Source organism: Microbacterium neungamense (assembly GCF_024971095.1).
Lineage (GTDB): Bacteria > Actinomycetota > Actinomycetes > Actinomycetales > Microbacteriaceae > Microbacterium > Microbacterium neungamense.
Window position 1 is genome coordinate 764,540 of the sequence record NZ_CP069717.1, and the last position, 23,811, is coordinate 788,350.

Below are 23,811 nucleotides of genomic sequence, written 5' to 3' on the forward strand. Positions count from 1 at the left end.
GCATCATCGGGGCAGGCGCGGCGAGTAGCCTTGAGACATGGAACTGGGGCTCACGTTCGACAAGCTGCTGCTGATCGGCCTGATCGCGGTGATCATCATCGGCCCCGAGCGCCTGCCCAAGGCCGCGGAGAGCTTCGCCCGTTTCGTCCGCCGCGCGGGCGAGTACGTGCGCGACACGAAGGCGAAGATGAAGGAGGAGCTGGGCCCGGACATCGACGACGTCGACTGGCGCAAGCTCGACCCGCGTCAGTACGACCCGCGGCGCATCATCCGCGACGCCCTCTTCGAGGAGCCCTCGTTCAGCACGCCCGTCGCCTCCGGCCCGGTGGACGGGCTCGACACGTCCGCCGCCGTGGCCCCGTCGCCGGTCTCGCGGCAGGTCCGCACCACGTTCTCGCGCACCACGCCGCCGCCGTTCGACGCGGAAGCCACCTAGCGCACGCGCATCGGCAGCGGCCGGCCCGCGAGCGACCGACCGCCCTGCGCGATCCGCTCCGCGAGCGTCGCGATCGCCTGCGCCGCCGGGTCCTCCGGCGCGCCGAGCACGACCGGCATCCCGGCATCCCCGCCGTGCCGCAGCGCGGGGCTGAGCGGCACGGATGCCAGGAGCGGCACCGCCTCGCCGTCGCGGGACAGCGCGGCCGCGACATCGGCGCCGCCGCCCGCGCCGAACAGGTCGAGCACGCTGCCGTCCGCAAGGGTGAACGCGGCCATGTTCTCCACCACGCCGATCACCCGCTGCCCGGTCTGCCGCGCCACCAGCCCGCTGCGGATCGCCACCTCCGCGGCCGCCGGCTGCGGCGTTGTGACGACGAGCACCTCGGCATGGGGGAGCAGCTGGCCGATCGAGATCGCCACGTCGCCGGTGCCCGGCGGCATGTCGATGAGCAGCACGTCCAGGTCGCCGAAGAAGACGTCGGTGAGGAACTGCTGCACGGTGCGGTGCAGCATCGGGCCGCGCCAGGCGACGACCGCCTCGCCGTCGCGCAGGAACATCCCGATCGACACCGCCTTCACGCCGTGAGCGACCGGCGGCAGCATGAGGTCGTCGATCCGGGTGGGCTGGGTGCCGGCCGGGATGCCGAGCAGCCCCGGGATGGAGAACCCGTGCACGTCGGCATCCACCAGCCCCACGCGCAGCCCGCGGGCGGCGAGGGCGACGGCAAGGTTCGCGGTGACCGTCGACTTGCCGACCCCGCCCTTGCCGCTGGAGACGAGGATGACCCGGGTGAGCGCGTCCGGCCCGAATGGCATCTGCCGCGCGGGGCGTCCCGCGCGGAGCTTCTCGGTGAGGGCGCGGCGCTCCTCGGGCGTCATCACCCCGACGGCGACGTCGACCGCGTCGATGCCGGGGACGGATGCCGCGGCATCCCGCACGTCCTGCTCGATCCGCTGCGCCGCCGGGCATCCGACGATCGTGAGCACGATCGACACGTGCGCGGTGCCGCCGTCGACGACCACGTCGCGGACCATGTCCAGCTCGCCGATCGGGCGGCGCAGCTCCGGGTCGGCGACCGCGGCGACGGCCTGGCGCACGCGCTCGGCGGAGGTCACGGCTTCTTCTCCGCCTCGAGCTCGGCGAGCATCGTCTTCAGCTCCTGCCGCAGCACATCGCGGGTGACCGTCTGGTTGGTGCGCTCCTCGAGGGCCAGGCGCAGGGCGACGATCTCGCGGGCCAGGTACTCGGTGTCGGCGAGGTTGCGCTCGGCGCGCTGCCGGTCCTGCTCGATCTGCACGCGGTCGCGGTCGTCCTGCCGGTTCTGCGCGAGCAGGATCAGCGGGGCGGCGTACGACGCCTGCAGGGAGAGCATCAGGGTGAGCGCGGTGAACCCGAGTGCGGCGTCGTCGAAGCGGAGGTGCTTCGGGGCGAGGGTGTTCCAGGCGATCCAGGCGGCGCAGAACAGGCTGAGCAGCAGCAGGAACGCCGGCGTGCCCATCGCGCGCGCCACCCACTCGGTGAACCGGCCGAACCGGTCCTGCGAGGAGGGCGGGCGACCCGTGGCGGTGCGGCCGAGGGGGGTGTCCAGACGCGGGGTCCGTGCCATCAGCTCGCCTCCTCGACGTCGTGGGTGCGCCAGTCGTCCGGCAGCAGGTAGTCCAGCACGTCGTCGACGCTGATCGCGCCGACCAGCCGGTGCGCGGCATCCACCACGGGCAGCGAGACCAGGTCATAGCTGGCGAGCATGCGCGCCACCTCGGCGGCGGAGGCGGTCACCGACACCGGCTCGAGGCCGTCGTCCAGGATTGCGCCCAGCCTCTCGTGCGGCGGGTAGCGCAGCATCCGCTGGAAGTGCACCACGCCGAGGAGCCGGCCGGTCGGGGTCTCGAACGGCGGCAGCGTGACGAACACGGCGGCGGCGAGGGCCGGATGCAGCTCGTGGCGGCGGATCAGGGCGAGGGCCTCGGCCACCGTGGCATCCGCGGAGAGGATGATCGGCTCCGGGGTCATCAGACCGCCGGCGGTGTCCGGGCCGTACCGGAGGAGTTTGCGCACCTCCTCGGCCTCCTCGGGGTCCATCAGCTTGAGCAGCTGCTCCAGGCGCTTCGGCGGCAGCTGCGCGAGCAGGTCGGCCGCGTCGTCCGGCTCCATCTCGTCGAGGATGTCGGCGGCGCGCTCGTCGCCGAGGCGATCGAGGATGTGCACCTGCTCGTCCTCGGGCATCTCCTCGAGGGCATCCGCGAGGCGCTCGTCGGGCAGCTCCTCGGCGACCTCGATCATGCGCTGCTGGGGCAGATCGAGCAGGCTGGTCGCGAGGTCGGCGGCGTGCATCTCGGAGTAGCTCGCGATGAGCTGCTCGGCGGACTGCGCCTCGCCAGGGCGGCGCAGCTCGGTGACCTCGTTCCACGCGGCGAAGGTGGTGGGGCCTTTCGCGAACGGGGATGCGCTGGTCTTGGGCTTGCGGAGGAACAGCTGGCTGATCGCCCACTCGCCGTGGCGGTCCTGCTCGATCGCGACGTCCTCGACCACGGCGGTGCCGCTGCCGTCGGCGAAGCTCATCCGCCGGCCGAGGAACTCGGCGAGCACGCGCACCTCGCCCGGGCGAGGCTGGAAGCGGCGCACGTTGATGAGGCCGGTGGTGATGACCTGTCCGGAGCGGATGGAGGTCACGCGGCCGATGGAGAGGAAGACCTGACGGCGGCCGGGGATCTCGACCACCAGCCCGATCACACGGGGGGAGGCCTTACTTCGGTACACGATCACGACGTCCCGGACCTTGCCGAGCCGGTCGCCCACGGGATCGAAGACCGCGCACCCGGCCAGGCGCGCCACGAAGACCCGTTGTGTGCTCATTCTCCCAGCGTAGTCCGCGGGCGCTGGGGCATCCCGGCGCGGCGGAGGGCCGCATGGGACAATGGGGCGATGAGCATGCTGAACCGGCCCCCGAGCGGCAATGAGATCGGCGAGATGGTGGCGTCGATGCGCGACTACGAGAGCGCGCAGAAGACGGTGTCGAAGCTGATCGCCGCCGAGGTGCCCGCGCGCGACATCGTCATCGTCGGGCAGGGGGTGCGCACGGTCGAGCGGGTGACCGGCCGGCTGGGCTATGCCGCGGCCGCCCGGTCGGGCGCCATCAACGGCGTTCTGATCGGACTGTTCCTGTCGGCGTTCATGCTCTTCGGCACGCCCGACGCGCCCGTCTCGCTGTTCCTCGGCTTCGTGTTCATCGGCGTCGCGCTCGGGATGCTGATGAGCCTGATCACCTACGCGATCGTGCGGCGCCGTCGCGATTTCGCGAGCATCACGCAGATGGTCGCCGATCACTACGAGGTGTGCGTGCAGCCGTCCTCGCTCGCCAAGGCGCGTCAGGCGCTCGGCGCCCAGCGACCCGCGCCGACGCGGCCCGCGGTCGATCTCAGCGAGCCGCCGAAGTACGGGGAGCGCATCGCGCCGGGCGGTGCGTCCGCGGGTGGTGCGTCCGCGCCGGGTGCGTCTCAGCCCGGTCCGGATGCCGGCGCCGCCGCTCCCGGCTCCGCACACCCGCCGCACGTCGTGCCGGCTCCCGAGGACGTCGCCGGCGCGAACCCGCCGGCCGAGCCGCCGGCGTCCGCATCCGCTCCGCCTGCTGCTCCGGCGCCCGCATCCGCTCCGCCTGCTGCCCCGGCGTCCGCGCCTGCTGCTCCGGCGTCCGCGCCTGCTCCGGCTTCCGCGCCCGCGGCTCCTCCGGTCGCGCCGCCTCCTCCGCCCGCGCCGCCGCTGCCGCAGGACGCGCCCGCCCCGGACCGCGGCGACGCGGACGGCTCCGCGGAGGGCGAGCCGCCGGCATCCGGTCGATGACCGCGCGTCCGGCGACCGGAGCGTCCGCCTGGGCGCTCGGGCTCCTCGTGCTGCTGCCGGTGCCGTTCCTGGGATCGCTGGCATCCGGCGGGGCCATGGTCGCCGCGTACGGCTCGCTGTCGCGTCAGGGTCCGCTTGCGAAGGCGAACGCGGACGCGGCGCGCCGATGGGGACGGCTGTTCCTCCTGGTCTCGACCGCGCTGCTGGTGGTGCACCTGGCGATCACGCTGCCGCGGCTGTTCCTGAGTGCCGGGTCGGCCGGGTTCCTCCCGCAGGGCATCCCGATCCTGCTCTACATCGCCGTGTGCGTGGTGCATCTGGTCGTCGTGATCGTCGCGACCGTGCGAGCGTCGAAGGGCGAGGTGGTCCGGCTGCCGTTCGGAAGGAGGGGCTGATGGACGTGTCGCTGCCCAGCGGCGTCGTGGCGGTGTCGACGGCGTGGGCCGCGCCCGACGGCGCGTCTCGGGGCACCGTGGTGATCGCGCACGGCGCCGGGGCGGGAATGGACCATCCGTTCCTCATCGGCTTCGCGTCGGCGCTGACGGATGCCGGATTCGCGACGCTGCGCTTCAACTTCCCCTACGTCGAGGCGGGCAGACGGATGCCGGGCCCGGCCGCGCACGCGATCGCGACGTGGCGCGCCGCCGTGGCGATGGCCGCGGAGCAGGATCCCGACGTGCGCATCTGGGCGTGCGGCAAGTCGTACGGCGGCCGGATGGCGTCGATGGCGGTCGCCGAGGGGATGCCCGTCGCCGGCCTGGTGTATCTCGGGTACCCGCTGCATCCGCCGGGCCAGCCGGAGAAGCTGCGGGTGGAGCATCTGCCCGCCATCGCAGTGCCGCAGCTGTTCGTGGAGGGCACGAACGACCCGTTCGTCCAGCCGCTGTCCCAGCTCGAGGAGGCGGTGGCCGCCTGCCAGGATGCGCGCATCGCATGGGTCGAGGGTGGCGGGCACTCGTTCGAGGTGAAGGGCCGGAAGCGTCCACCGGCGGAGGTGGGCGCGTCGCTGGCCCCCATCGTGGCGGAGTTCGCGGGCTGACCGTGGCGGGGCCGTGGCGGGAGCTCGCGTCTGCGGACGCCGCCGTCCGCGAACGTGCGCTCGCCGTGATGCTCGAGGACGTCGCCGCCGGAGTTCACGATCTGACCCTCGACGAGTTCGGCGACCGGGCCGCGGCGATGCTGCGCGAAGGTCTCGGTTCCGCCGGGGACGACAGCGTCTTCGGCCGTTCGTTCGCCGTGCTGGTGCTGGCGGCCTGTGCGGCGCAGCGAACTCGGATTCCGGGTCACGCAGGAATGGCCCGGCGGGAAGTCGTGGTCCGCGGGAGAGATGTACGTGACGCTCACGCAGCCACCGAACCTGACGGGCGCTGAGCACGATCGACGGATGCCGGGAATGAACCACGTCGCCTTTCGTGGCGGCACGCCCAGTGATGTCGATGAGCTGATGGAAGCGGCGGAACGGCACGGCTGGCGGGCGCTGTACCGCGATCGTTACCCGCATGCGGGCGGCCCGGAGCACTACGCCGGATGGCTCGAGGATCAGGCCGGGTTCAAGGTCGAGATCGTCGCAGAGACGCTCCGCTGAGTTCGCGACGGCTGCCGGCCGGTCGCCGGCCCTCGGTCCGGGCCGGTCGCGGGTGGTGGTGGTCAGGCGGCGGCAGGGTGGAAGCGGGGTGGGGGTGGGTCGATGTCGCCCCAGGCGTAGCGAAGGGAGAGGCGGGGTGGGAGGGGAATGGGTTCGCCTGGGCCGGGTGGGTGGAGGTGGAAGTCGTCTTTGCCGGTGCGGGTGATGCGCCAGCCGTTGTGGTGGAGTTGCATGTGGTGGAACCGGCAGAGCAGGATGCCGCGGTCGATGTCGGTGCGGCCCTGGTCGGCGTGCCATTCGTCGCAGTGGTGGGCTTCGCAGTGGGAGGCGGGGCGGTCACAGCCGTGCCAGCGGCAGCCGCCGTCGCGGAGGGCGAGGGTGAGGCGCTGGGCGGGGGTGAACAGGCGCCGTTCTCGGCCCAGGTCCAGCGGGTTCCCGCAGGAGTCGACGGTGACCGGGATCACGCCGGTGTCGCAGATGCGGCGGGAGATGACTGTGGCAGGCAGGGGGTGCAGTCCGTCTTCGGTGTGCCCGGTGGGGGCGAGGGTGCCGTCGGGGGTGAGGACGGTGACCAGGCGGATTCCGGGCTGGCGGGTGCCGAAGACGGTCTTGGGGTCGGCGAGGATGCCGGTGCGGAGGATATCCAGGAGCAGGTCGTAGGCGAGTTGGTCGTTGGAACGGGGGTCGCGGACGAGGTCCTCGGCGCGGGTCTTCTCGGTCTCGTCGACGAACCGGGGGCCCAGGCGGGGGCGGAGGGCGGCGGCGAGGATGGCCTCCAGGAATGCGGCGCCTTCGTCGTCGAACACCCAGGAGGCGTGGGCGATGCCGTCCCGGTCGCGCCAGGTGCGGAACGAGCGCCGCTGGTATCGCTCCTGGAAGCGCCGCTCGGCTCCTTCCGGGTCCAGCCGGTCCCGGATCGTCCGGGCGGTCGAGGCGAGTTCCTCCACGGTGCGCCGGGCCGCTTCGGCGATCAGCTGCTCCGCCGCCGCACGCCACGCCTCCCGCGCCTCCGCATCCGCCACCGCAGCGGCCGCGTCGTCGGGGTGGTCGAGGGTAGGGCCGGTCGCCGTGGCGGTGGGTGGTTCGCCGAGGCCGCGCAGGATGGCGTCGTGCTGAGCGGCGGAGAGGTCGCCGGAGAGCAGGGCGGCGCCGAGCGGGGCGTGCCAGGGCGGCGTGATCGCGGGGGTCTCGCCCTGGCCGGGCCCGCGGTGTGTACCGGGATCCGGCGTCCCGCCCGAACCCGCGCCCTCACCGTGCTGCTCCGCGTCCCCCGCCGGGCAGCCATGGTCCTCCGGGCCGCCATGGTCGTGTCCGTCGTCGCCGGGATGTCCCGCGTTTGTGTCGTCGGCGGGGGATCCGCCGGCGGCGGCTTCCTCGAGAAGGGAGGTGCCCTGCCGGATCTGGCGGTGCGCATCGCTGCGGGTGCCGCCGGTGATCTCCTGCAGGAACGACGCCGCGGAGCGGTGGCCTCGGGACTGGGCCAGACCCGAATGCCCGGCATCCCGGGTGGAGCGGGACGCGACCACGCCGGCCCCGACGATCTCCACCCGCTCCGCACACCGCCGCAAGGCTCCCGCCGCCTGAACCAGAACGGCGAGGTCGGTGTCGGACAGGCGCAGAACCCGGCCGGGCAGGCTCGCGGCATCCGTGTCCTCACCGAGCAGGCCGCGCAGCACCGCGACCTCCGCGTCGACCTCGGTGAAGAATGCCATACTTCATGATCACACCGGCCACGGACATTCGAACGAGTATTCGGCACTTCTGCGAACTGAGGGTGGTAACGGAATGGTAACGAATCGACGGGTGGGGCGTTTCGTCTCGCTCCGGCTGCGCCGGTGCTCGCTCAACGACCGGGGGAGGGCGACCCGGGAGCGGTGGGGCGTTTCGTCTCGGTCGCGCTGCGCGCGTCCTCGCTCAACGACCGGGACGGGGACCGCGCTCAGCGACCGGGGGGGGAGGGCGCCTCGCTCGACGACGGCGGAGGAGGGGCGGCGCGCTCAGCGTCGGGGGAGTTCGGTGTCGGCCAGAAGGCGTGTGACGGTCGAGTGGCCGAGCTCCGCCATCGGCGGGTTCGTCTCGGGGTAGTACCAGACGAGGCCCATCGCCTGCTGCAGCGCCCATGCGGCTCCGCGCAGCCACTCGGCCTCGCCCGCGCCGACAGCGGCGCGCACATGCGAGCGGACCGGCTCGTCGAACAGATGCCATGCGGCGACCAGGTCCAGGGACGGGTCGGCCGGGCCGAAGGCCCCGCCGTCGAGGACTCCCACCAGACGTCCGTCCGCCACGAGGAGGTTCGCGGGGATCAGGTCCCGGTGGCTCATGCGGTCCTCACCGTCGGCCGCGAGATCGCGGAGCACCGACCACAGAGCCTCGACCGCAGCGGTGTCCACGATTCCGGCGCTCTGGGCAAGGCAGTGCGCCATCCACTCGTCGTGATCCCTCAGATTCCCGCCGCGTCCCCGCCCGTCGAAGGAGCGCCCCGCCACCGGCGCGCTGCGCAGGCGCCGGATCAGGCTCACGACGTCGTCCGCCAATGCGTAGGAGGACGACCACCGGAAGGGGTCGGCCACCGTGCCGGGCAGCCACTCCTGCAGCGTCCAGGCGGACGGGTACGCGGCATCCGGTGCTCCGATGCCGAGGGCGCGCGGCGCTGGGAACGGGCATGTCTCGGCGAACTCGTTCAGAGCCGACGCTTCGGCCTCGAGCTCTGCGGCGTCCGCGGGCAGCAGGGGAAGGCGGGCGGCGACGTCGCTCCCGATGCGGAAGATCGCGTTGACGGTCCCACCGGAGTGGACGCGTCGGACGGGCGCGCCGGCATAGCGGGGGAACTGAGCGGCGACCAGCGAGGCGACGAGTTCCGCGTCGACGTTCAGCTGGCCTTCGTGCATGGTGCCGGCATCGTGAGCTGCGGGGTTCCCGGTCGGGGATGCGGGCGGCTGCGGAGGCTCGGATTCCTCACTGCGTTTCGTCTCGGTCGCGCTGCGCGCGTCCTCGCTCAACGACCGGCAGCCCGGGCCATCCACGCCTCGACCTCGTCGGCGGTGCGCGGGATCCCGGCGGACAGGTTCACCGGCCCGTCGGCGGTCATCAGGATGTCGTCCTCGATCCGCACGCCGATGCCGCGGAGCTCCTCCGGCACGGTCAGATCGTCGATCTGGAAGTACAGTCCGGGCTCGATCGTGAACACCATCCCCGGCTCGAGCACGCCGTCGTAGTACATCTCGCGTCGCGCCTGCGCGCAGTCGTGGACGTCCAGTCCGAGGTGGTGGCTCGTGCCGTGCACCATGTACCGGCGGTGCTGACCACCGGCATCCGCGTCGAGAGCCTCCTCGGCGGACACCGGCAGCAGCCCCCATTCTGCGGTGCGGCGTGCGATGACCTCCATCGCCGCCTCGTGCACGGCGCGGAACTTCACACCCGGATGGGCCGCGGCGAACGCGGCATCCGCCGCCTCGAGCACCGTCTCGTACACCCGCCGCTGCACCTCGGAGAAGCGTCCGTTCACCGGCAGCGTGCGGGTGATGTCAGCGGTGTACATGCTGTCGACCTCGACGCCGGCGTCGACGAGGATGAGATCGCCCGGCACGACGGCGCCGTCGTTGCGCGTCCAGTGCAGGTAGCAGGCGTGCGGACCGGAGGCCGCGATGGTGTCGTAGCCCTCCCAGTTGCCGTCGCTGCGGGCCCGCTGATGGAAGGCCCCCTCGATCACGCGCTCGCCGCGCGGGTGCTCCACGGCCCGCGGCAGCGCGCGGATCACATCGTCGAATCCGCTCCGGGTGATCTCCACGGCACGTCGCAGCTCGGCGATCTCGTACTCGTCCTTCACGAGCCGCAGCTCCGAGACGAAGCGCGTCAGCTCGGCGTCCTGGTCCACGACCAGATCGTCGTCACCGGCCTGGAAGTCGTCGATGTGCGCGGTCGCGAGGCCGAGGTCGGCGGCGACCACCGCGAGGGAAGGGCGCGGGCCGATCCAGAACTCGCCGATCGTCGCGTCCGAGTAGAACTCCGAGGTGGTGCGGTCCGCGCGCTCCCGGAAGTACAGGGTGACGTCGTGGCCGTCGGACGTCGGCTCGAACACGAGCACCGAGTCCGGCTCGGCATCCTCGCCCCATCCCGTCAGGTGCAGGAAGGCGGAGTGCGCGCGGAACGGGTAGTCGGTGTCGTTGCTGCGCTGTTTCAGCGACCCGGCCGGCACGACGAGGCGGCTGCCCGGGAAGGCCGCTGACACCGCGGCGCGACGGGCCGCCGCGTAGGACGCCTGTGCGCGAGCGGGCGGCAGCGACTCGGGACGCTCCGCCCATCCCGTCGAGATGGTGTCCAGGAAGCCGCGGGGGAACGGCTGCTTGCGGTTGGAGTTCTCGGCCTCCGCGGTCTCGGTCGCGGTCGTGCTCTCGTCGGCTGCGCTGCTCATGCGTCCATCTTCTCACCGACCTCTGACGCCGCAGACGCGCGGATGCCGGAACCTCAGCCTGCCGGCTCGAGCTGCGCCACCACGGCCCGGTGGTCGCTTCCGGCGTCGTCGCCGAGCACCGCGGAGCCGGTCGGCGTCCAGTTCTGGCTGGCCATGATGTGGTCGATCGGAGCGCCGGCGAGCGCCGGGATGTCCGTCGGCCAGGTGCCGGCCATGCCGGTCCCGGTGCGGCTGGCGACGTCCCGGCAGTAGCCCATGTCGCCGCCGTCCACGCCGAGCGAGGCCATGTGGTCGAGCGTGGCGTTGAAGTCGCCGGCCAGGATGAAGTCGCCCTCGGGGCACTGGTCGGCGATCCAGGAGAGATCCGCGCGCCACTGCGCCATGTCCTCCTCGCGCGGCGCCACGGCGTGCACGGCCACCACGGTCGGGCCGGTGCCGTCGACCGGCATGGCGACCGCGCTCGGCAGCGCCCCGGTGCTGCTGGTGCCGTCCTGCGAGGACTGGATCACGGAGTAATCGCCCAGCTCGGGCGAGATCAGGATCGTCGTCTGCCACGCCTGCGGTCCGTTCTGAACGTCCGGCCGCGAGTTCACGTGGTGCACCCACATCGGATGCCCCTGCTCGCGCAGCATGATCGCGATGCGCTCGCCCACCGCCTCCGCGGTCTCCGGCAGCGCGACGATGTCGGCCTGCTGCTCGAGCACCGCCGCGGCGATCGTCTCCGCCGGCACCGCCTCACCCGCGGTGTTCCAGGTCATCACCCGCACGCTGGACTCCGTCTTGGCAGGCAGCGTTCCGGTGGAGAAGCCGCGCATCGCCCCGATCGCGCCCGTCGCGCCCGCGGCCAGCAGCGAGACGATGAGGACGGATGCCGCGAAGCCGCGCAGCGGACGGGCCAGCAGGAGCAGCAGCGCGATCACGGCCACCGCCAGGAATCCGCCGAGCATGAGGCCGCGGGCGGCGACGACCTGGGCGATCGGGAAGGTGTGCTCCAGCCGGAAGAACTGCGGCCACACCACGACCGCCGCCGCGATCGCGTACAGCACGGTGATCAGGATCCCGAGGAGTCGAAGCATCGCCTCCGAGCGTAGGGGAGCGGGCTGTGACCGCCCTGACCGCCGGGGTCCCTCCGGATCGGTACTCTCGAAGGATGACGACGGGGGAGCCACAGCGGTTCGCGGGTCCGAGCGACCTGCACCTGCACTCCAACCACTCCGACGGCACGGAGTCGCCCGGCCGGGTCGTCCGGCAGGCGCACGCGCACGGCATCCGCACCCTCGCGCTGACCGACCACGACCGCACCACCGGGTGGGCCGAGGCGGGCGCCGTCGCCGCGGAGCTCGGGATGACCTTCCTGCCCGGCATGGAGCTCTCCGCCAAGCACGAATGGCGCAGCGTGCACGTGCTGGGCTACCTCTTCGACCCCGAGGACCCCGCCCTGCGCGCCGAGACCGAACGGATCCGCGGCGACCGGATCGGGCGGGCCGAGCGCATGGTGCGCAACATCTCGCGCGACTACGACCTGAGCTGGGAGGACGTGCTGGCGCACACGACGGGGGACGCCACGGTCGGGCGGCCGCACATCGCCGACGCGCTGGTCACCCGCGGCATCGTCCGCGATCGCACCGAGGCCTTCGACGGCATCCTGCATCCGCGCGAGGGCTACTACGAGCCGCACTACGCGCCCGACCCGCTCGCCGCCGTGCGCCTGATCACGGATGCCGGCGGGGTGGCGATCATCGCGCATCCGGTCACCGCGGGACGGGACCGGATGCTGCCGCTGGAAGTCATCGAGCGGCTGATCGCCGCGGGTCTTGCGGGCTTCGAGATCGACCACCGCGAGAACACCGAGGACGGCAAGCGGATCCTGCGGCGCATCGCCGCCGACCACGACCTGATCGTCACCGGCTCCAGCGACTACCACGGCACGGGCAAGCCGAACCGTCCGGGGGAGAACACCACCGCGGACGACATGGTGGCGCGCATCATCGAGCGCGCCACCGGCACGCCGCCGCACTTCGGCTGAGCGCCGCCGCGGATCGGATGCCGCTGCCGGCCTCCGGCTCAGGCGGCTTCCGGCTCAGGCGCTTCCGGCTCAGGCGGCCGCCGGCCTCAGGCGCCGGCGACGGGGGTCCCGCCGCCACGACGACGGCGGCGACGGCGCGCCGGGGCCGGCTTGCCGTCGTGGTGCTCGCGCCCGGTGCCGTCGTGCGTGCCGGCGCCTTCGGCGTCGCGGTCGGCCGCGGGCGCGGCATCCGATGCGGCAGCCGATGCCGGCTTCTCGGCACCCTCCGCGCCCTCGGCGAACGTCGAACCCACGCGGTCGGAGCCGCGGCGACGGCGGCGCCGACGACGCGTGCCGCCCTCGGCCGTTCCCTCGGCGACGGCGTCCTCGGCCTTCTGCGGCTGACGCTGACGACGCTCGCCCGCGGGCTTCTCCGCCTTGGGCGCGGTGACGATCCGGCCCTTCGTCCCCTCGGGGATGTTCAGATCCGTGTACAGGTGCGGGCTGGACGAGTAGGTCTCGGTCGGCTCGGGCTGGCCGAACTCGAGCGCCCGGTTGATGAGGGCCCACTTGTGCAGGTCCTCCCAGTCCACGAACGTGACCGCGATGCCGGTCTTGCCGGCGCGGCCGGTGCGGCCGGCGCGGTGCAGGTACGTCTTCTCCTCGTCCGGGATGGTGTGGTTGATCACGTGCGTGACGTCGTCCACGTCGATGCCGCGGGCGGCCACGTCGGTCGCGATCAGCACGTCCTTCTTGCCGGCCTTGAACGCCGCCATCGAGCGCTCGCGCTGATCCTGGCCCATGTCGCCGTGCACGGCGCTGACGTTGAACCCGCGGTCGGCGAGCTCGTCGTGCAGCTTCTGCGCGGCGCGCTTGGTGCGGGTGAAGATGACGGTCTTGCCGCGGCCCTCCGCCTGCAGGATGCGGGCGATGATCTCGTCCTTGTCCAGGGCGTGAGCGCGGTACACGATGTGCTTGATGTTCGCCTGTGTGAGGCCCTCGTCGGGGTCGTTCGCGCGGATGTGGATCGGGTTAGACATGAACCGGCGCGCGAGCGCAACGATCGGGCCGGGCATCGTGGCCGAGAACAGCTGCGTGTGCCGCTTCTCCGGCACCTTCTGGAAGATCTTCTCGATGTCGGCGAGGAAGCCGAGGTCGAGCATCTTGTCGGCCTCGTCCAGCACGACCTCCGTCGCGTTGGACAGGTCGAGCAGGCGCTGCCCGGCCAGGTCGATCAGGCGTCCCGGCGTGCCGACGACGATCTGCGCGCCGGCCTTGAGCTGCTCGATCTGCCCCTCGTAGGCCTTGCCGCCGTAGATCGCGACGACGCTCGTGGAGCGGTTGCTGGTGAGCAGGTCGATGTCCTCGTACACCTGCACGGCGAGCTCGCGGGTGGGCACCACGATGAGGGCCTTCACACCCGGCTCGGGTTCGAGGCCGAGACGCTGCACCACGGGGATGCCGAAGCCGAAGGTCTTGCCCGTGCCGGTCTTCGCCTGGCCGATGATGTCCTGGCCCGGGAGCCCGAGCGGGATGGTCTGCTCCTGGATGGGGAACGCGTCGACGATGCCCTTGGCGGCGAGTGCGTCGACGATGTCCTGGTCGATTCCGAGATCGGAGAAAGAGGTCACTGTTCGTCTTGCCTGTCCGGCGGCCGCGCGAATCCGGCGCCGCCTCGTAACGGATCCACGCCGTCTCTGTGTCACAGGCGCGGGGCCCTGCTCCGATGGCAGGGCGTGACCAGCCTACCCGAGGAGCCCGGGTGCACCGGAGCGGTGCGGCACGAGTAATCTGGGCGGGTGGCCCGATGGTTCTGGAAGCGTGCACCGCAGCGACGCCCCCTCTCCCTGCGCAGCCGGGGTGAGACGAGCGGCGCCACCCGGGTCGATTTCGCCGAGCTCGCCCCCGAGCTGAACCGCTTCCTCGGGCAGGCCGCCTACCTGCAGCTCGGCTACTTCGAGACGCTGACCCGCCTGATCCGGGCCACCCCGGATCTCGCCGAGAAGGAGGCGCTGTCCCGGGCCGCCGGGGCCGCGCTGGACAAGCACCGCGAGATGGTCGAGCTGATCGCCGAGCGCGGGGACGACCCGACCCAGCTGATGCTCCCGTTCCGGGAGAACCTGGACGCGTTCCGCCGCAAGACGATCGGAGCCCGCCCGCGGGAGACGCTTCTCGCCGTCTACCTCACCGCGGGGATGCTGGACGACTTCTACCTCGCGCTCGCCTCGAGCTACGGCGAGACGGGGGAGCGGGTGGCCGCCATCCTGCGCGAGGACGACGCCCGGCACGAGATCGTCGCGATCATCCAGGAGACGATCGAGAGCGACCCGGAGTGGCGCTCGCTGCTGTCGCTGTGGGGACGCCGCCTGGTGGGCGACACGCTGCTGGTGTGCAGGAGCGCGCTGCGTCCGGAGCGGCTCGCCCCCGCGGACGAGGAGCGCGTCGAGCCGGTGTACACCCAGCTGATGTCCGCCCACGCCCGCCGCATGGACGCGATGGGCCTCGCCTCCTAGCATCCGGATGCTGCGGATGCGTCCCGCCGCCGCGTCCGGATGCCGGGAACGCGGTGCTCAGATGCCGAGCGCGCGCTTCGCCTCGGCGTCCGTGCGCCGGCGCTGCGCCGTGAGGGCGAGCGTGGCGACCAGCGCGAGCAGCAGCGCGCCGCCGAGGCTGGCGACCCACAGCCGGACGTCCGCCTCGGCGACGCCGGCCCACTGCATCCCCGTGTAGATCGCAGCCGCGGCCGCGGTGGCGACGGCCGGGGTGACCGCCACGCCGCGCAGCTCGCGGTGCGGCAGGGCGAAGTGCATCGCGACCCCGAGCGCACAGGCCGCGATCAGCGCCAGCAGGATGTACATGTCAGGCGACGAACCCGACGCGGCGGGACTCCTCGGTGCCGATCTCGACGTACGCGAGGTTGACGGTCGGCACCACGTACGTGTTGCCCTTCACATCGGCGAGCGTCAGGTGCGTCGCGCCCTGCTCGAGGGCGGAGGTGATCTGCGAGCGCACATCCTCGGCGCTGCTCGCGGTGTCGAAGCTCAGCTCACGGCCGGTGTTCACGATGCCGATGCGGATTTCCACGCGGTCTCCTCCAGGTCTGGGACACGGCAACTCTACCCCGCGGTGCAGACCCGACGGCGGGGCGTGGGCGCGGTTTCGCCGTGGGCGCACAGCGTGCGCGGGCCGATGTCGGGCGCCGCCGCTAGCGTGGAGGACATGACCCAGGATGCCGCCCAGCGCGCCGTGATCGAGGCGCCCGCCTCGGCCTCCGGCGTCGTCATCGGCGCCCCGGGCACCGGCAAGACCCGCACGCTGATCGACCGCGTCGTGCACCTCCTCGCCGGCGGGATGCGGCCGGAGGAGCTGCTCGTGCTGACGCCCAGCCGCCCCGCCGCCACCGCGCTCCGCGACCGGATCGGGGTGCGCATCGCCCAGGCCACACCCGGCCCGCTGGCCCGCTCTCTCGGGTCGTTCGCGTTCCAGGTCGTCCGCGGTGCTATGGTTCGCGCCGGGCAGGAGCCGCCCGCGCTGCTCACCGGCGCCGACCAGGACCGGATCATCGCCGACCTGCTCGAGGGGGACGCCGAGGACGGCGGCATCCGCTGGCCGGAGGCGCTCAGTCCCTCGGTCCGCGCTTCGAAGGGATTCCGGTCCGAGCTGCGGGCCTTCCTGGCGGAGTGCACCGAGCACGGCGTGCAGTCCGAGGAGCTGCGCGCGCACGGCGTCGAGGCATGGGCGGCCGCCGCCGACTTCCTGGTGCAGTACCGGGGCGTGCTCGACGGCCTGCGCTTCGCGCACCGCGACACCGCCGACCTGCTCAGCGAGGCGTCGGCGATCTTGCGCCGAGCCGACCCGGCAGAGCTCGGGCCGCTCGCGGCGCTGCGTGTCGTCCTCATCGACGACGCCCAGGAACTCACCCGCGGCGGCATCGCCGTGGTCACCGCGCTGCGCTCCCGCGGCATCGCGGTGCACGCCTTCGGCGACCCGGACATCTCCTCCGGCGTCTTCCGCGGGGCGAGCCCGGAGCGGTTCGCCGAGCTCGCCGCGCTGCTGTCCGAGGTGCACGTGCTCGACCGGCCGCATCGGCAGCTGCCGGCCCTCACGGCGCTCGTCCGCACCGTGACCCAGGCGATCGGGACCGCAGGCCGCGTGGAGCACCGCCGCCCGCCGGGGACGCCGGCCGCCGAGGAGTCCGAGGCGGCCGTCACCGCCTTCCTGGCACCCTCCCCGTACCAGGAGCTGGACCGCATCGCCGGGGTGATGCGGGACTGGCACCTCAGCGACGGCATCCCGTGGGAGCGGATGGCGGTGATCGCCCACGACACCCGGCAGGTGGCGCAGCTGGAGACCGAGCTGGCCGCCCGCGAGATCCCGACGAAGGCCTCCGGCGTGCAGCGCCCGCTGGGCAGCGAGGGCATCGTGCGGGACATCGTCGGGATCGTGCGGCTCGCGCTGACGCCGGTCGAGGAGCGCACCGCGGAGGCGCTGGAGGAGGCGCTGCGCACGCCCTTCGGCGGCATGGATGCGATCGGCCTGCGCCGGCTGCGCGCCCGGTTGCGGCACCTCGAACTGGAACAGGGCGGGGCGACCCCGTCCCGCGAGCTGCTGCGGCAGGCCATGGCGCAGCCGCTGCACTTCGCGCTGATCGACGCGCCCGAGGCGCGCACCGCGGCCCGCTTCGCGGAGACGCTCGCGGCGGTCGCCGTCGGCGCCGCCGACGGAGAGACCATCCACGACCTGCTCTGGCGGGTGTGGGACGCCGCGCGCGCGGTGGACGGCCGGCGTCTGCACGTGGCCTGGCGTGAAGCCGCACTGCAGCCCACCGGCGCGGAGAGCGCGCGCGCCCTGGACGCCCTGGTCGCCCTGTTCGACGCGGCGAAGCGCTTCGTCGAGCGCGAACCGAACCAGCCGCCCAGCGCGTTCGTGCACGACATCCTCGACAGCGAGGTGCCCGAGGACACGCTCTCCACGCCCGACCGCCCCGGCCGCGTCGCGCTGATGACCCCCGCCGGCGCGCTGTCCACCGAGTTCGACGCCGTCGTCGTCGCCGGCGTGCAGGACGGTGTGTGGCCCAACCTCCGACTGCGCGGGGGACTGCTGCAGACCTGGCGCCTCGCCGACGCCCTCACGGCGATGCGCAGCGGCGCGCCCGCCCCCGAGCCGAGCGTGCTCGACCGCCGCCGCGGGGTTCTCCACGACGAGCTGCGCCTGTTCGTGCGGGCGATCTCGCGCGCGCGACGGCGGCTGCTCGTGACCGCTGTGGACGACGACGATCTCACACCCAGCCCGTTCTTCGCCTTCCTGCCGAGCCCTGCGCCGGTCGACGCGCATCCGTCGGCTGAGCATCCGCTCACCCTGCGCGGCCTCGTCGGACGGCACCGGCGCACGCTCACCGAGTCCGCGTCGGAGGCGGCGCGCGCGGAGGCCGCGGCACAGCTGGCGGTGCTCGCGCGGGAGGAGGTGCCCGGCGCCGACCCGGCAGAGTGGTACGGCGTCCTCCCGCCGTCGACGGATGCCCCGCTGCGGGATCTCACCGCGGAGGGGGCGCGGGTGTCGCCGTCGAAGATGGAGTCCTACGAGGAGTGCGGACTGAACTGGGTGATCGCGGCGATGGGCGGGGACACCGTCCTGCCGCCGTCCGCGGGGATCGGCACGATCATCCACGAGGCGATGGAACGGGTGCCCGACGGCGACCTGGAGCGGATGCGGGAGGTCGTCGCCGAGCACTGGCCCGAGCTGGACTTCGAGACGGCGTGGATCGGGCGGAAGGAGCAGCGCCGCGCCGACCAGCTGGTCCAGCGCCTGCACGCGTACCTGACGACGGTCTCCCGCGACGGCGGCCGCGTCATCGGCAGCGAGTCCGAGTTCCGCTTCGCGGTGGCACTCGACGACGAGGACGGGGGGACGCCGCGCGTGCTGCCGGTGGAGGAGGCGGCGGATGCCCCGCACGCGATCGTCAGCGGTTTCATCGACCGGGTCGAGGCGTACCCGGCCGGCGCGGGGGAGCATCCCGCCGCCCGGGCGCGCGGCTGGCAGCCGATGTCCGGACCGCCCGGCGCGGAGCGGACGGTCGTCGTGGATCTGAAGACCGGCAAGAACGACCCCGAGTCGGATGCCCGCGTGCTCGAGCACGCCCAGCTCGCCGCGTACCAGATCGCGGTGCAGCAGGGGCTGGTCGACGGCGCCGATCCGGCGACCCTGGGCGGGGCGCGCCTGGTCATCGTCTCGAAGACGCTCTCCGGCAGCGACTACCGGATCGCACACCAGCACACGCTCGACGACGAGGCCCGGGCCGCGTTCCTGCGCCGGGTCGCGGCGGCGGCGCGGGGGATGGCGGCGAGCAGCTTCACCGCCCAGGTCGAGGCGCACTGCGCCGACATCCAGCGGCGGATCAACCCGTGCCGTATCCACACCGTCCCGGCGGTGAGCGCATGACCGCCCCCACCGGCGCCGCGATGACGGAGACGGAGGCGACGAGGACCGAGGAGGAGGCCGCGACGGCCGACACGGCGGAGGCACGGGCGGCCGGGGCCGCAACTCTGTCCGCCACCGACATCGCCGCCGCCCTCGGTCAGCCGCCGCCCACACCGGCGCAGCAGCGCGTGATCGAAGCCCCGCCGGGGCCGGCGCTCGTCGTCGCGGGCGCCGGCAGCGGCAAGACCGAGACCATGTCCGGCCGGGTGGTGTGGCTCGTCGCCAACGGGCACGTGCGCCGCGACGAGATCCTCGGGCTCACGTTCACCCGGAAGGCGGCCGGTGAGCTCGCCGAGCGCATCGCGGCCCGGCTGGCCGTGATCGACGAGTTCCGCCGCCGCGGCCTGCTGCCGCACCTGCCGGCGCTCGTCGCCTCCGGGGCGCTGGAGCGGATCGACGTCGCCGCGCCCGGTCGGCAGCGCGAGATCGTCCGCGCCCAGGTGCTCGACGCCCTCGCCGACCGGTACGGCACCGGCTGGGACCCGGCGGCACCGCGCGCCGCCGAGGAGCTGATGATCCGGCCCCGCGTGTCGACGTACAACGCCTTCGCCGACGGCATCGTGCGGGAGCACGCCGCGCGCATCGGCCGCGACCCGGACGTCGCCATGCTCAGTCAGGCCGCCTCCTGGATGCTGGCGCGCGAAGTCGTGATGCGCTCCGACCTGCCCGAGCTGGAGCAGATCGACTACGCGCTGGGCACCGTCATCGACGCCGTGCAGCGGCTGGCCGGTGATGCGCTGGACCACCGCGCCGACCTCGCGCTCGCCGAGCGGATCGCCCGCGAGCAGGCGGCGGCGTTCGATCCGTACCGCGGCAACCCCGATGTGGACAAGGCGGTCACGAACCTGCTCAGCGTGCCGACGCTGACCCGGCTGGTGCGTGAGTACATCGCCGAGAAGCAGCGCCGCGGCGTGCTCGACTTCGCCGACCAGGTCGCCGGCGCCTACGACATCGTGGAGTCCGCGCCCGATGTGCGCGACGAGCTGCGCCAGCAGCATCGCGTGGTGTTGCTGGACGAGTACCAGGACACGTCCGTGATCCAGACCCGGTTCCTCGCCGCCCTGTTCCGCGACGCCGCGGTGATGGCGGTCGGAGACCCGCATCAGTCGATCTACGGCTGGCGGGGAGCCAGCGCCGACAACCTGTACGCGTTCGCCGGCGCGTTCTCCGGCGACGGGACCGCGCAGACGTACAGCCTGATGACGAGCTGGCGCAACGACCGCCGCATCCTCGACGTCGCCAACCGCGTGCTCGAACCGCTGCAGCGACCGGGACTGGACGTGCCGCCGCTGGATCCGCGTCCGGGGGCCGGCGACGGGACGGTGCAGGTGCGGTTCCCGCTCACCGTCGACGACGAGGCCGCCGAGGTCGCGGACTGGTTCGCCGAGCGCCGTGCCGAGCATGACCGCTCCGGCGCCGCACGTCCGCACACCGGCGCGATCCTGTTCCGCTCCAAGAAGCACATGCAGACCTTCGCGGAGGCGCTCGCCGCCCGCGGCATCCCGCACCGCATCCTCGGCCTCGGCGGCCTGCTCTCCACTCCCGAGGTCGTCGACGTCGTCTCCACGCTCCGGGTCGTGCACGATCCGACCGCCGGGTCCGCGCTGATCCGGCTGCTCACCGGTCCGCGGTTCGGGGTGGGCGTCGCCGACATGGCGGCCCTGTACGACCTCGGGCGCACCATCGCCGAGCGCGACAGCGCGCTGATGCCCCTGCCGGAGGAGATCCGGATGCGGCTGCGCTCCTCCCGCGGGGCCGACGAGGCGGTGTCGATCGTGGACGCCGTGGACGTGGTCCGCGCGGTCCGCGACGACTACCGGCTGCTGGAGCGGATCAGCCCTGAGGGCAGGGCGCGGATCCGGGCCGCAGGCGAGATGCTGGAACGCCTGCGGCGTGCCGCGTCGCAGCCGATCCCCGAGCTGATCCGGATGATCGAAGGGGAACTGCGGCTGGACGTCGAGCTCGCCGCCAACGAGACCCGGGGCACCGCCCGGGTCGCGGCGACCCAGCTGCGCGCGTTCGCCGACGAGGTGAAGGCCTTCCTCGCCGCCGACGAGCGCGGCACGATCGGCAGCCTCCTCGCCTGGCTGGACAAGGCGGAGAGCACGGACGAACTCGTGCCGCGGCCGGAGCCGCCCGAGCCCGGGGTGGTGCAGCTGCTCACCATCCACGGATCCAAGGGCCTCGAGTGGGATGCCGTCGCGGTCGTGCGGCTGGTTGTCGATGAGCTCCCCACTCGCGTGTCCGACACCTCGGGGTGGTTCGGTTTCGGCGTGCTGCCGTTCGCGCTCCGTGGCGACCGCGACGCGCTGCCCCGATTCGAATGGGACCCCGAATCGGCGATGGAGGGCGAGACCGACCCGGTGAAGCGGCACAAGCTGGCGCAGGCGTCGCTCTCCGGCGGCGCGACGAAGGCGAACCCGCACGGCGGTGCGCTCAAGCGGTTCAAGGACGCCTACCGCGCCTATCAGCAGCAGGAGGAGCGGCGGCTCGCGTACGTCGCCGTCACCCGCGCCCGCACCGACCTGCTGCTGAGCGGCTCGCACTGGGCGGGGCAGAAGAGCCCGCGTCAGCCGAGCCCGTACCTCGTCGAGGCGCTCGATGTGCTCGGGCTCGACGCGATCGCGCCGGTGGACGCCGAAGAGAACCCGTACGACGGTCCGGGGCACACCCTCACCTGGCCGATGGACCCGCTCGGCGCACGCCGCGCCGCCGTGGAACGCGCCGCGGCCGAGGTGCGCGCCGCCATGGCGTCACCGCAGCCGCCGGCCCCGAGCCCCGAGCTCGAGCGGCTCCTCGCCGAGCGCGCGGCACGCCGGCGCGGCACGGATGCCGCGCCGCCGACGCGCGTGCCGGCATCGCGGTTCAAGGACTACGTCACCGATTTCCAGGGCACCCTGTCGTCCATCGTCCGCCCGATGCCGGAGCGTCCGTACCGGCAGACGCGCCTGGGCACGCTGTTCCACGCCTGGGTGGAGCGGCGTTCCGAGCTCGTCGGCGTCGGCACGCGCCCCGACGAGGCGCTGTGGGAGCTGGACGAGGAGACGGATGCCGGCGCCGCGGCGGACACCGCCGACCTCGCCCGGCTGCAGGAGATCTTCGAGCGCAGCGAATGGGGCCCGCTCCGTCCGATCGCCGTCGAGCTCGAGATCGACTTCGCCCTCGACGCCCCCCGCTCATCGAGCGACCCCGCCGCACCGCCCGCCGGCGGCGGTTCCTGGTCGTTGAGCGAGGGCGCCGGAGGCGTGCGAGACGAAACGCCTGCCGGCGGCGGTTCCTGGTCGTTGAGCGAGGGCGCCGGAGGCGTGCGAGACGAAACGCCTGCCGGCGGCGGTTCCTGGTCGTTGAGCGAGGGCGCCGGAGGCGTGCGAGACGAAACGCCTGCCGGCCACATCATCATCTGCAAGCTCGACGCCGTCTACCGCCGCGAGGACCGTGGCGGACGGATCGAGATCGTCGACTGGAAGACCGGGAAGGCGCCGCGCACCGCGGCCGAGCGGGAGGAGCGGATGCTGCAGCTCGCGCTCTACCGGCTGGCGTACCACCGTCGCTTCGGCGTCCCGCTCGAGGACATCGACGTGGCGCTGTTCTACGTGTCCGACGACCTCGTCATCCGCGACGACCGGGTCTGGTCGGAGGCGGAGCTGGTCCAGCGCTGGAGGGCGGCGCGCGCGGCCCGCTGAGCCTCGTCGTCCAGCCCCTCCGGCCCGGCATCCCCGGATCCCGCAGACCCCGTCACCGCGCCATCGGAGGGCGCCGCTCCCGTCGCTCCACCGCCCGAGGAGCCGCGCACACCGGTCACCTCGGTGAGATCCTGCGTCGGCGTGCCCCGCTCGGCATCCGCTGCCGAGCCGCCGTCCGCCGGGCCGCCGTCCGCCGCCGACCCGGCGCCCGCAGCGTCCGCGGCACCCACCGCGCCGGTGTCCGCGCTCGGGTCGTCGGCGCTCCAGAGCTCTTCGGGACGGTACGCGTCGGTCTGCATCGACGTGTCGACGGCCACGGCCACGGTCTCGGGCACGCGGCCGACCGCCTCCAACGCCGAGTCCACGCCCGCGCCCTTCGCGGCGATCACGGCCAGGTCGTCGGCGCGCAGGCCCTCCGCGAGCGACTCGAGCAGGGCGGCCGCGTCGTCGACGATGTCCGGACGGTGCAGCGACTCCCCGTGGAGGAGCCAGCGCGCGAACTCCAGCTCGGCGTGCAGACGTGCGCGCACCCGGAGCGCTTCGTCCACCGCTCTCGCCGAGGCCCGGAGGTAGGCGGCGTGCACGTCCTCGGCGGCGTCCGGAGCGGCCGACAGCCAGGACAGGTCGACAGCGGGATCGCCGACGGACAGCCCCCGCCAGCCCAGCACCCCGGTCACCTGAGGACCGTGCTCGGTGTCGTCCTGGAACAGGAACGAGCCCGCCTGCGCGCCCCCGAGAGTCACCGTCGACTCGAAACGCCAGAGCGCATCGCCACCGGCCGCATCCCGCCAGCGCGCAGTGAGACGGGCGGGCACCCGGCCGGTCGCGGCGGCGCGATCGACCAGCTGCTCGACCTCACGGCGCACGTCGGCGGCGTCGCGCACGGTCAGTCCCGCCCCGCGCACCACGGATGCCGGGAGCGCGTGCACCGCCGCGGTCGCCGCGCCGATCGACGGCGCCGCACCCCGGCCGGCCGGCACGTGCGGGGCGTCGATCTGGAATCCGGGAAGCAGATCCGTGACGAGGGCGCGGGCCTCGCCGACGCGCGTCTCGCCGACGTACTCGGGCACCGCGAACGGCAGCATCTCCCGAACTCCCGAGGTGAGGGCCCGCAGCGCAATGGCCTCCTCGGCCAGCTCGAGCGCGGCCTCGTCGTCCTCCGCGACCCGGATCACCAGCTCACGACCGTCGGCGAGCGTCGCCACCGCGGAGTCGAAGCGCCCGTCCCCGCCCGCGGTGAGCGCACGGGCCCCGGTGACATCCGCCCCGGGCAGTGCGGCCGTGACCGCCGCCACTAGAGTGAAGGGAGAGCGTGCCATGCCCACAAGGGTAGATGTGCGGCTCGGCCGCGAGGCCCACGCCACGCCCGTTGCG

21 protein-coding genes are annotated in these 23,811 nt (G+C 73.2%); 10 read left to right on the forward strand and 11 right to left on the reverse strand.

All coding sequences use genetic code 11. The annotated features are described in order from the left end of the window. Window positions 1-37: 37 nt before the first annotated feature. Window positions 38-436 (forward strand): twin-arginine translocase TatA/TatE family subunit, encoded by a 399-nt coding sequence (locus JSY13_RS03625; RefSeq protein ID WP_259607679.1) that lies wholly within the window; start codon window positions 38-40, stop codon window positions 434-436. Here the strand turns inward: JSY13_RS03625 and JSY13_RS03630 are convergent. The 3 genes from JSY13_RS03630 to JSY13_RS03640 are packed head-to-tail and all read right to left on the reverse strand — an operon-like array spanning window position 433 to window position 3,292. Next, window positions 433-1,554, reverse strand: a complete 1,122-nt coding sequence (locus tag JSY13_RS03630) for an Mrp/NBP35 family ATP-binding protein (RefSeq protein ID WP_259607680.1) — start codon at window positions 1,552-1,554, stop codon at window positions 433-435. The two genes, JSY13_RS03625 and JSY13_RS03630, sit on opposite strands and share 4 nt — an antisense overlap. After that, entirely contained in the window at window positions 1,551-2,045 is a 495-nt protein-coding gene (locus tag JSY13_RS03635) for a DUF1003 domain-containing protein (RefSeq protein WP_259607681.1), read from the reverse strand. Before JSY13_RS03635 ends, JSY13_RS03630 begins: the two co-directional genes overlap by 4 nt. Beyond that, window positions 2,045-3,292 (reverse strand): magnesium transporter, encoded by a 1,248-nt coding sequence (locus tag JSY13_RS03640; protein WP_259607682.1) that lies wholly within the window; start codon window positions 3,290-3,292, stop codon window positions 2,045-2,047. Before JSY13_RS03640 ends, JSY13_RS03635 begins: the two co-directional genes overlap by 1 nt. Window positions 3,293-3,361: 69 nt before the next feature. On the opposite strand from JSY13_RS03640, the gene JSY13_RS03645 reads away from it, so the two are divergent. From JSY13_RS03645 to JSY13_RS03665, 5 genes are all read left to right on the forward strand, one after another. Beyond that, window positions 3,362-4,276 (forward strand): YflT domain-containing protein, encoded by a 915-nt coding sequence (locus JSY13_RS03645; protein WP_259607683.1) that lies wholly within the window; start codon window positions 3,362-3,364, stop codon window positions 4,274-4,276. Then, window positions 4,273-4,671, forward strand: a complete 399-nt coding sequence (locus JSY13_RS03650; protein ID WP_259607684.1) for a magnetosome magnetite crystal formation protein family — start codon at window positions 4,273-4,275, stop codon at window positions 4,669-4,671. The genes JSY13_RS03645 and JSY13_RS03650 overlap by 4 nt, the downstream gene beginning before the upstream one ends. Further along, a complete protein-coding gene (locus JSY13_RS03655; RefSeq protein ID WP_259607685.1) occupies window positions 4,671-5,315 on the forward strand; it encodes an alpha/beta hydrolase family protein in 645 nt (214 codons plus the stop codon). The genes JSY13_RS03650 and JSY13_RS03655 overlap by 1 nt, the downstream gene beginning before the upstream one ends. Window positions 5,316-5,383: 68 nt before the next feature. Continuing rightward, window positions 5,384-5,647 carry a hypothetical protein gene (locus JSY13_RS03660; RefSeq protein ID WP_259608261.1) on the forward strand — a complete coding sequence of 88 codons (264 nt, stop codon included), beginning with the start codon at window positions 5,384-5,386 and terminating at the stop codon, window positions 5,645-5,647. After that, entirely contained in the window at window positions 5,604-5,861 is a 258-nt protein-coding gene (locus JSY13_RS03665) for a VOC family protein (RefSeq protein ID WP_336297705.1), read from the forward strand. Before JSY13_RS03660 ends, JSY13_RS03665 begins: the two co-directional genes overlap by 44 nt. 62 nt (window positions 5,862-5,923) lie before the next feature. Here JSY13_RS03665 and JSY13_RS03670 read toward each other — a convergent pair whose 3' ends face one another. From JSY13_RS03670 to JSY13_RS03685, 4 genes are all read right to left on the reverse strand, one after another. Then, entirely contained in the window at window positions 5,924-7,573 is a 1,650-nt protein-coding gene (locus tag JSY13_RS03670) for a DUF222 domain-containing protein (RefSeq protein ID WP_259607686.1), read from the reverse strand. Between the two features lie 285 nt (window positions 7,574-7,858). Continuing rightward, on the reverse strand, window positions 7,859-8,749 hold the full coding sequence (locus JSY13_RS03675; RefSeq protein ID WP_259607687.1) for a phosphotransferase: 891 nt from the start codon (window positions 8,747-8,749) through the stop codon (window positions 7,859-7,861). Between the two features lie 107 nt (window positions 8,750-8,856). After that, the gene (locus JSY13_RS03680; protein ID WP_259607688.1) at window positions 8,857-10,272 is read right to left on the reverse strand and encodes an aminopeptidase P family protein; all 1,416 of its coding nucleotides are present in this window, start codon (window positions 10,270-10,272) and stop codon (window positions 8,857-8,859) included. Window positions 10,273-10,325: 53 nt separating this feature from the next. After that, a complete protein-coding gene (locus JSY13_RS03685; RefSeq protein ID WP_259607689.1) occupies window positions 10,326-11,348 on the reverse strand; it encodes an endonuclease/exonuclease/phosphatase family protein in 1,023 nt (340 codons plus the stop codon). Window positions 11,349-11,422: 74 nt separating this feature from the next. On the opposite strand from JSY13_RS03685, the gene JSY13_RS03690 reads away from it, so the two are divergent. Then, window positions 11,423-12,298, forward strand: coding sequence for a PHP domain-containing protein (locus JSY13_RS03690; protein ID WP_259607690.1), 876 nt, complete (start codon window positions 11,423-11,425; stop codon window positions 12,296-12,298). Between the two features lie 86 nt (window positions 12,299-12,384). Here JSY13_RS03690 and JSY13_RS03695 read toward each other — a convergent pair whose 3' ends face one another. Beyond that, complete coding sequence (locus JSY13_RS03695) at window positions 12,385-13,908, reverse strand: DEAD/DEAH box helicase (protein WP_259607691.1); 1,524 nt, start codon at window positions 13,906-13,908, stop codon at window positions 12,385-12,387. Window positions 13,909-14,076: 168 nt separating this feature from the next. Between JSY13_RS03695 and JSY13_RS03700 the strand changes: the two genes are divergently transcribed. Next, entirely contained in the window at window positions 14,077-14,790 is a 714-nt protein-coding gene (locus JSY13_RS03700) for a ferritin-like domain-containing protein (protein WP_259607692.1), read from the forward strand. 57 nt (window positions 14,791-14,847) lie between these two features. Here JSY13_RS03700 and JSY13_RS03705 read toward each other — a convergent pair whose 3' ends face one another. Together JSY13_RS03705 and JSY13_RS03710 are read right to left on the reverse strand one after the other, a co-directional pair. After that, window positions 14,848-15,135: a hypothetical protein gene (locus JSY13_RS03705; RefSeq protein ID WP_259607694.1), complete on the reverse strand. Its 288-nt coding sequence runs from the start codon at window positions 15,133-15,135 to the stop codon at window positions 14,848-14,850. Window position 15,136: 1 nt separating this feature from the next. Further along, window positions 15,137-15,361, reverse strand: coding sequence for a DUF3107 domain-containing protein (locus tag JSY13_RS03710; RefSeq protein ID WP_259607695.1), 225 nt, complete (start codon window positions 15,359-15,361; stop codon window positions 15,137-15,139). 135 nt (window positions 15,362-15,496) lie between these two features. Here JSY13_RS03710 and JSY13_RS03715 point away from each other — a divergent pair, with 135 nt between their 5' ends. Both JSY13_RS03715 and JSY13_RS03720 read left to right on the forward strand, forming a co-directional pair. Further along, complete coding sequence (locus JSY13_RS03715; RefSeq protein WP_259607696.1) at window positions 15,497-18,715, forward strand: ATP-dependent helicase; 3,219 nt, start codon at window positions 15,497-15,499, stop codon at window positions 18,713-18,715. Continuing rightward, window positions 18,712-22,437, forward strand: coding sequence for an ATP-dependent helicase (locus tag JSY13_RS03720; RefSeq protein ID WP_259607697.1), 3,726 nt, complete (start codon window positions 18,712-18,714; stop codon window positions 22,435-22,437). Before JSY13_RS03715 ends, JSY13_RS03720 begins: the two co-directional genes overlap by 4 nt. On the opposite strand, the gene JSY13_RS03725 is transcribed toward JSY13_RS03720, so the two are convergent. After that, on the reverse strand, window positions 22,344-23,756 hold the full coding sequence (locus JSY13_RS03725; RefSeq protein ID WP_259607698.1) for a phosphotransferase: 1,413 nt from the start codon (window positions 23,754-23,756) through the stop codon (window positions 22,344-22,346). The genes JSY13_RS03720 and JSY13_RS03725 overlap by 94 nt on opposite strands. Between the last annotated feature and the right edge of the window lie 55 nt (window positions 23,757-23,811).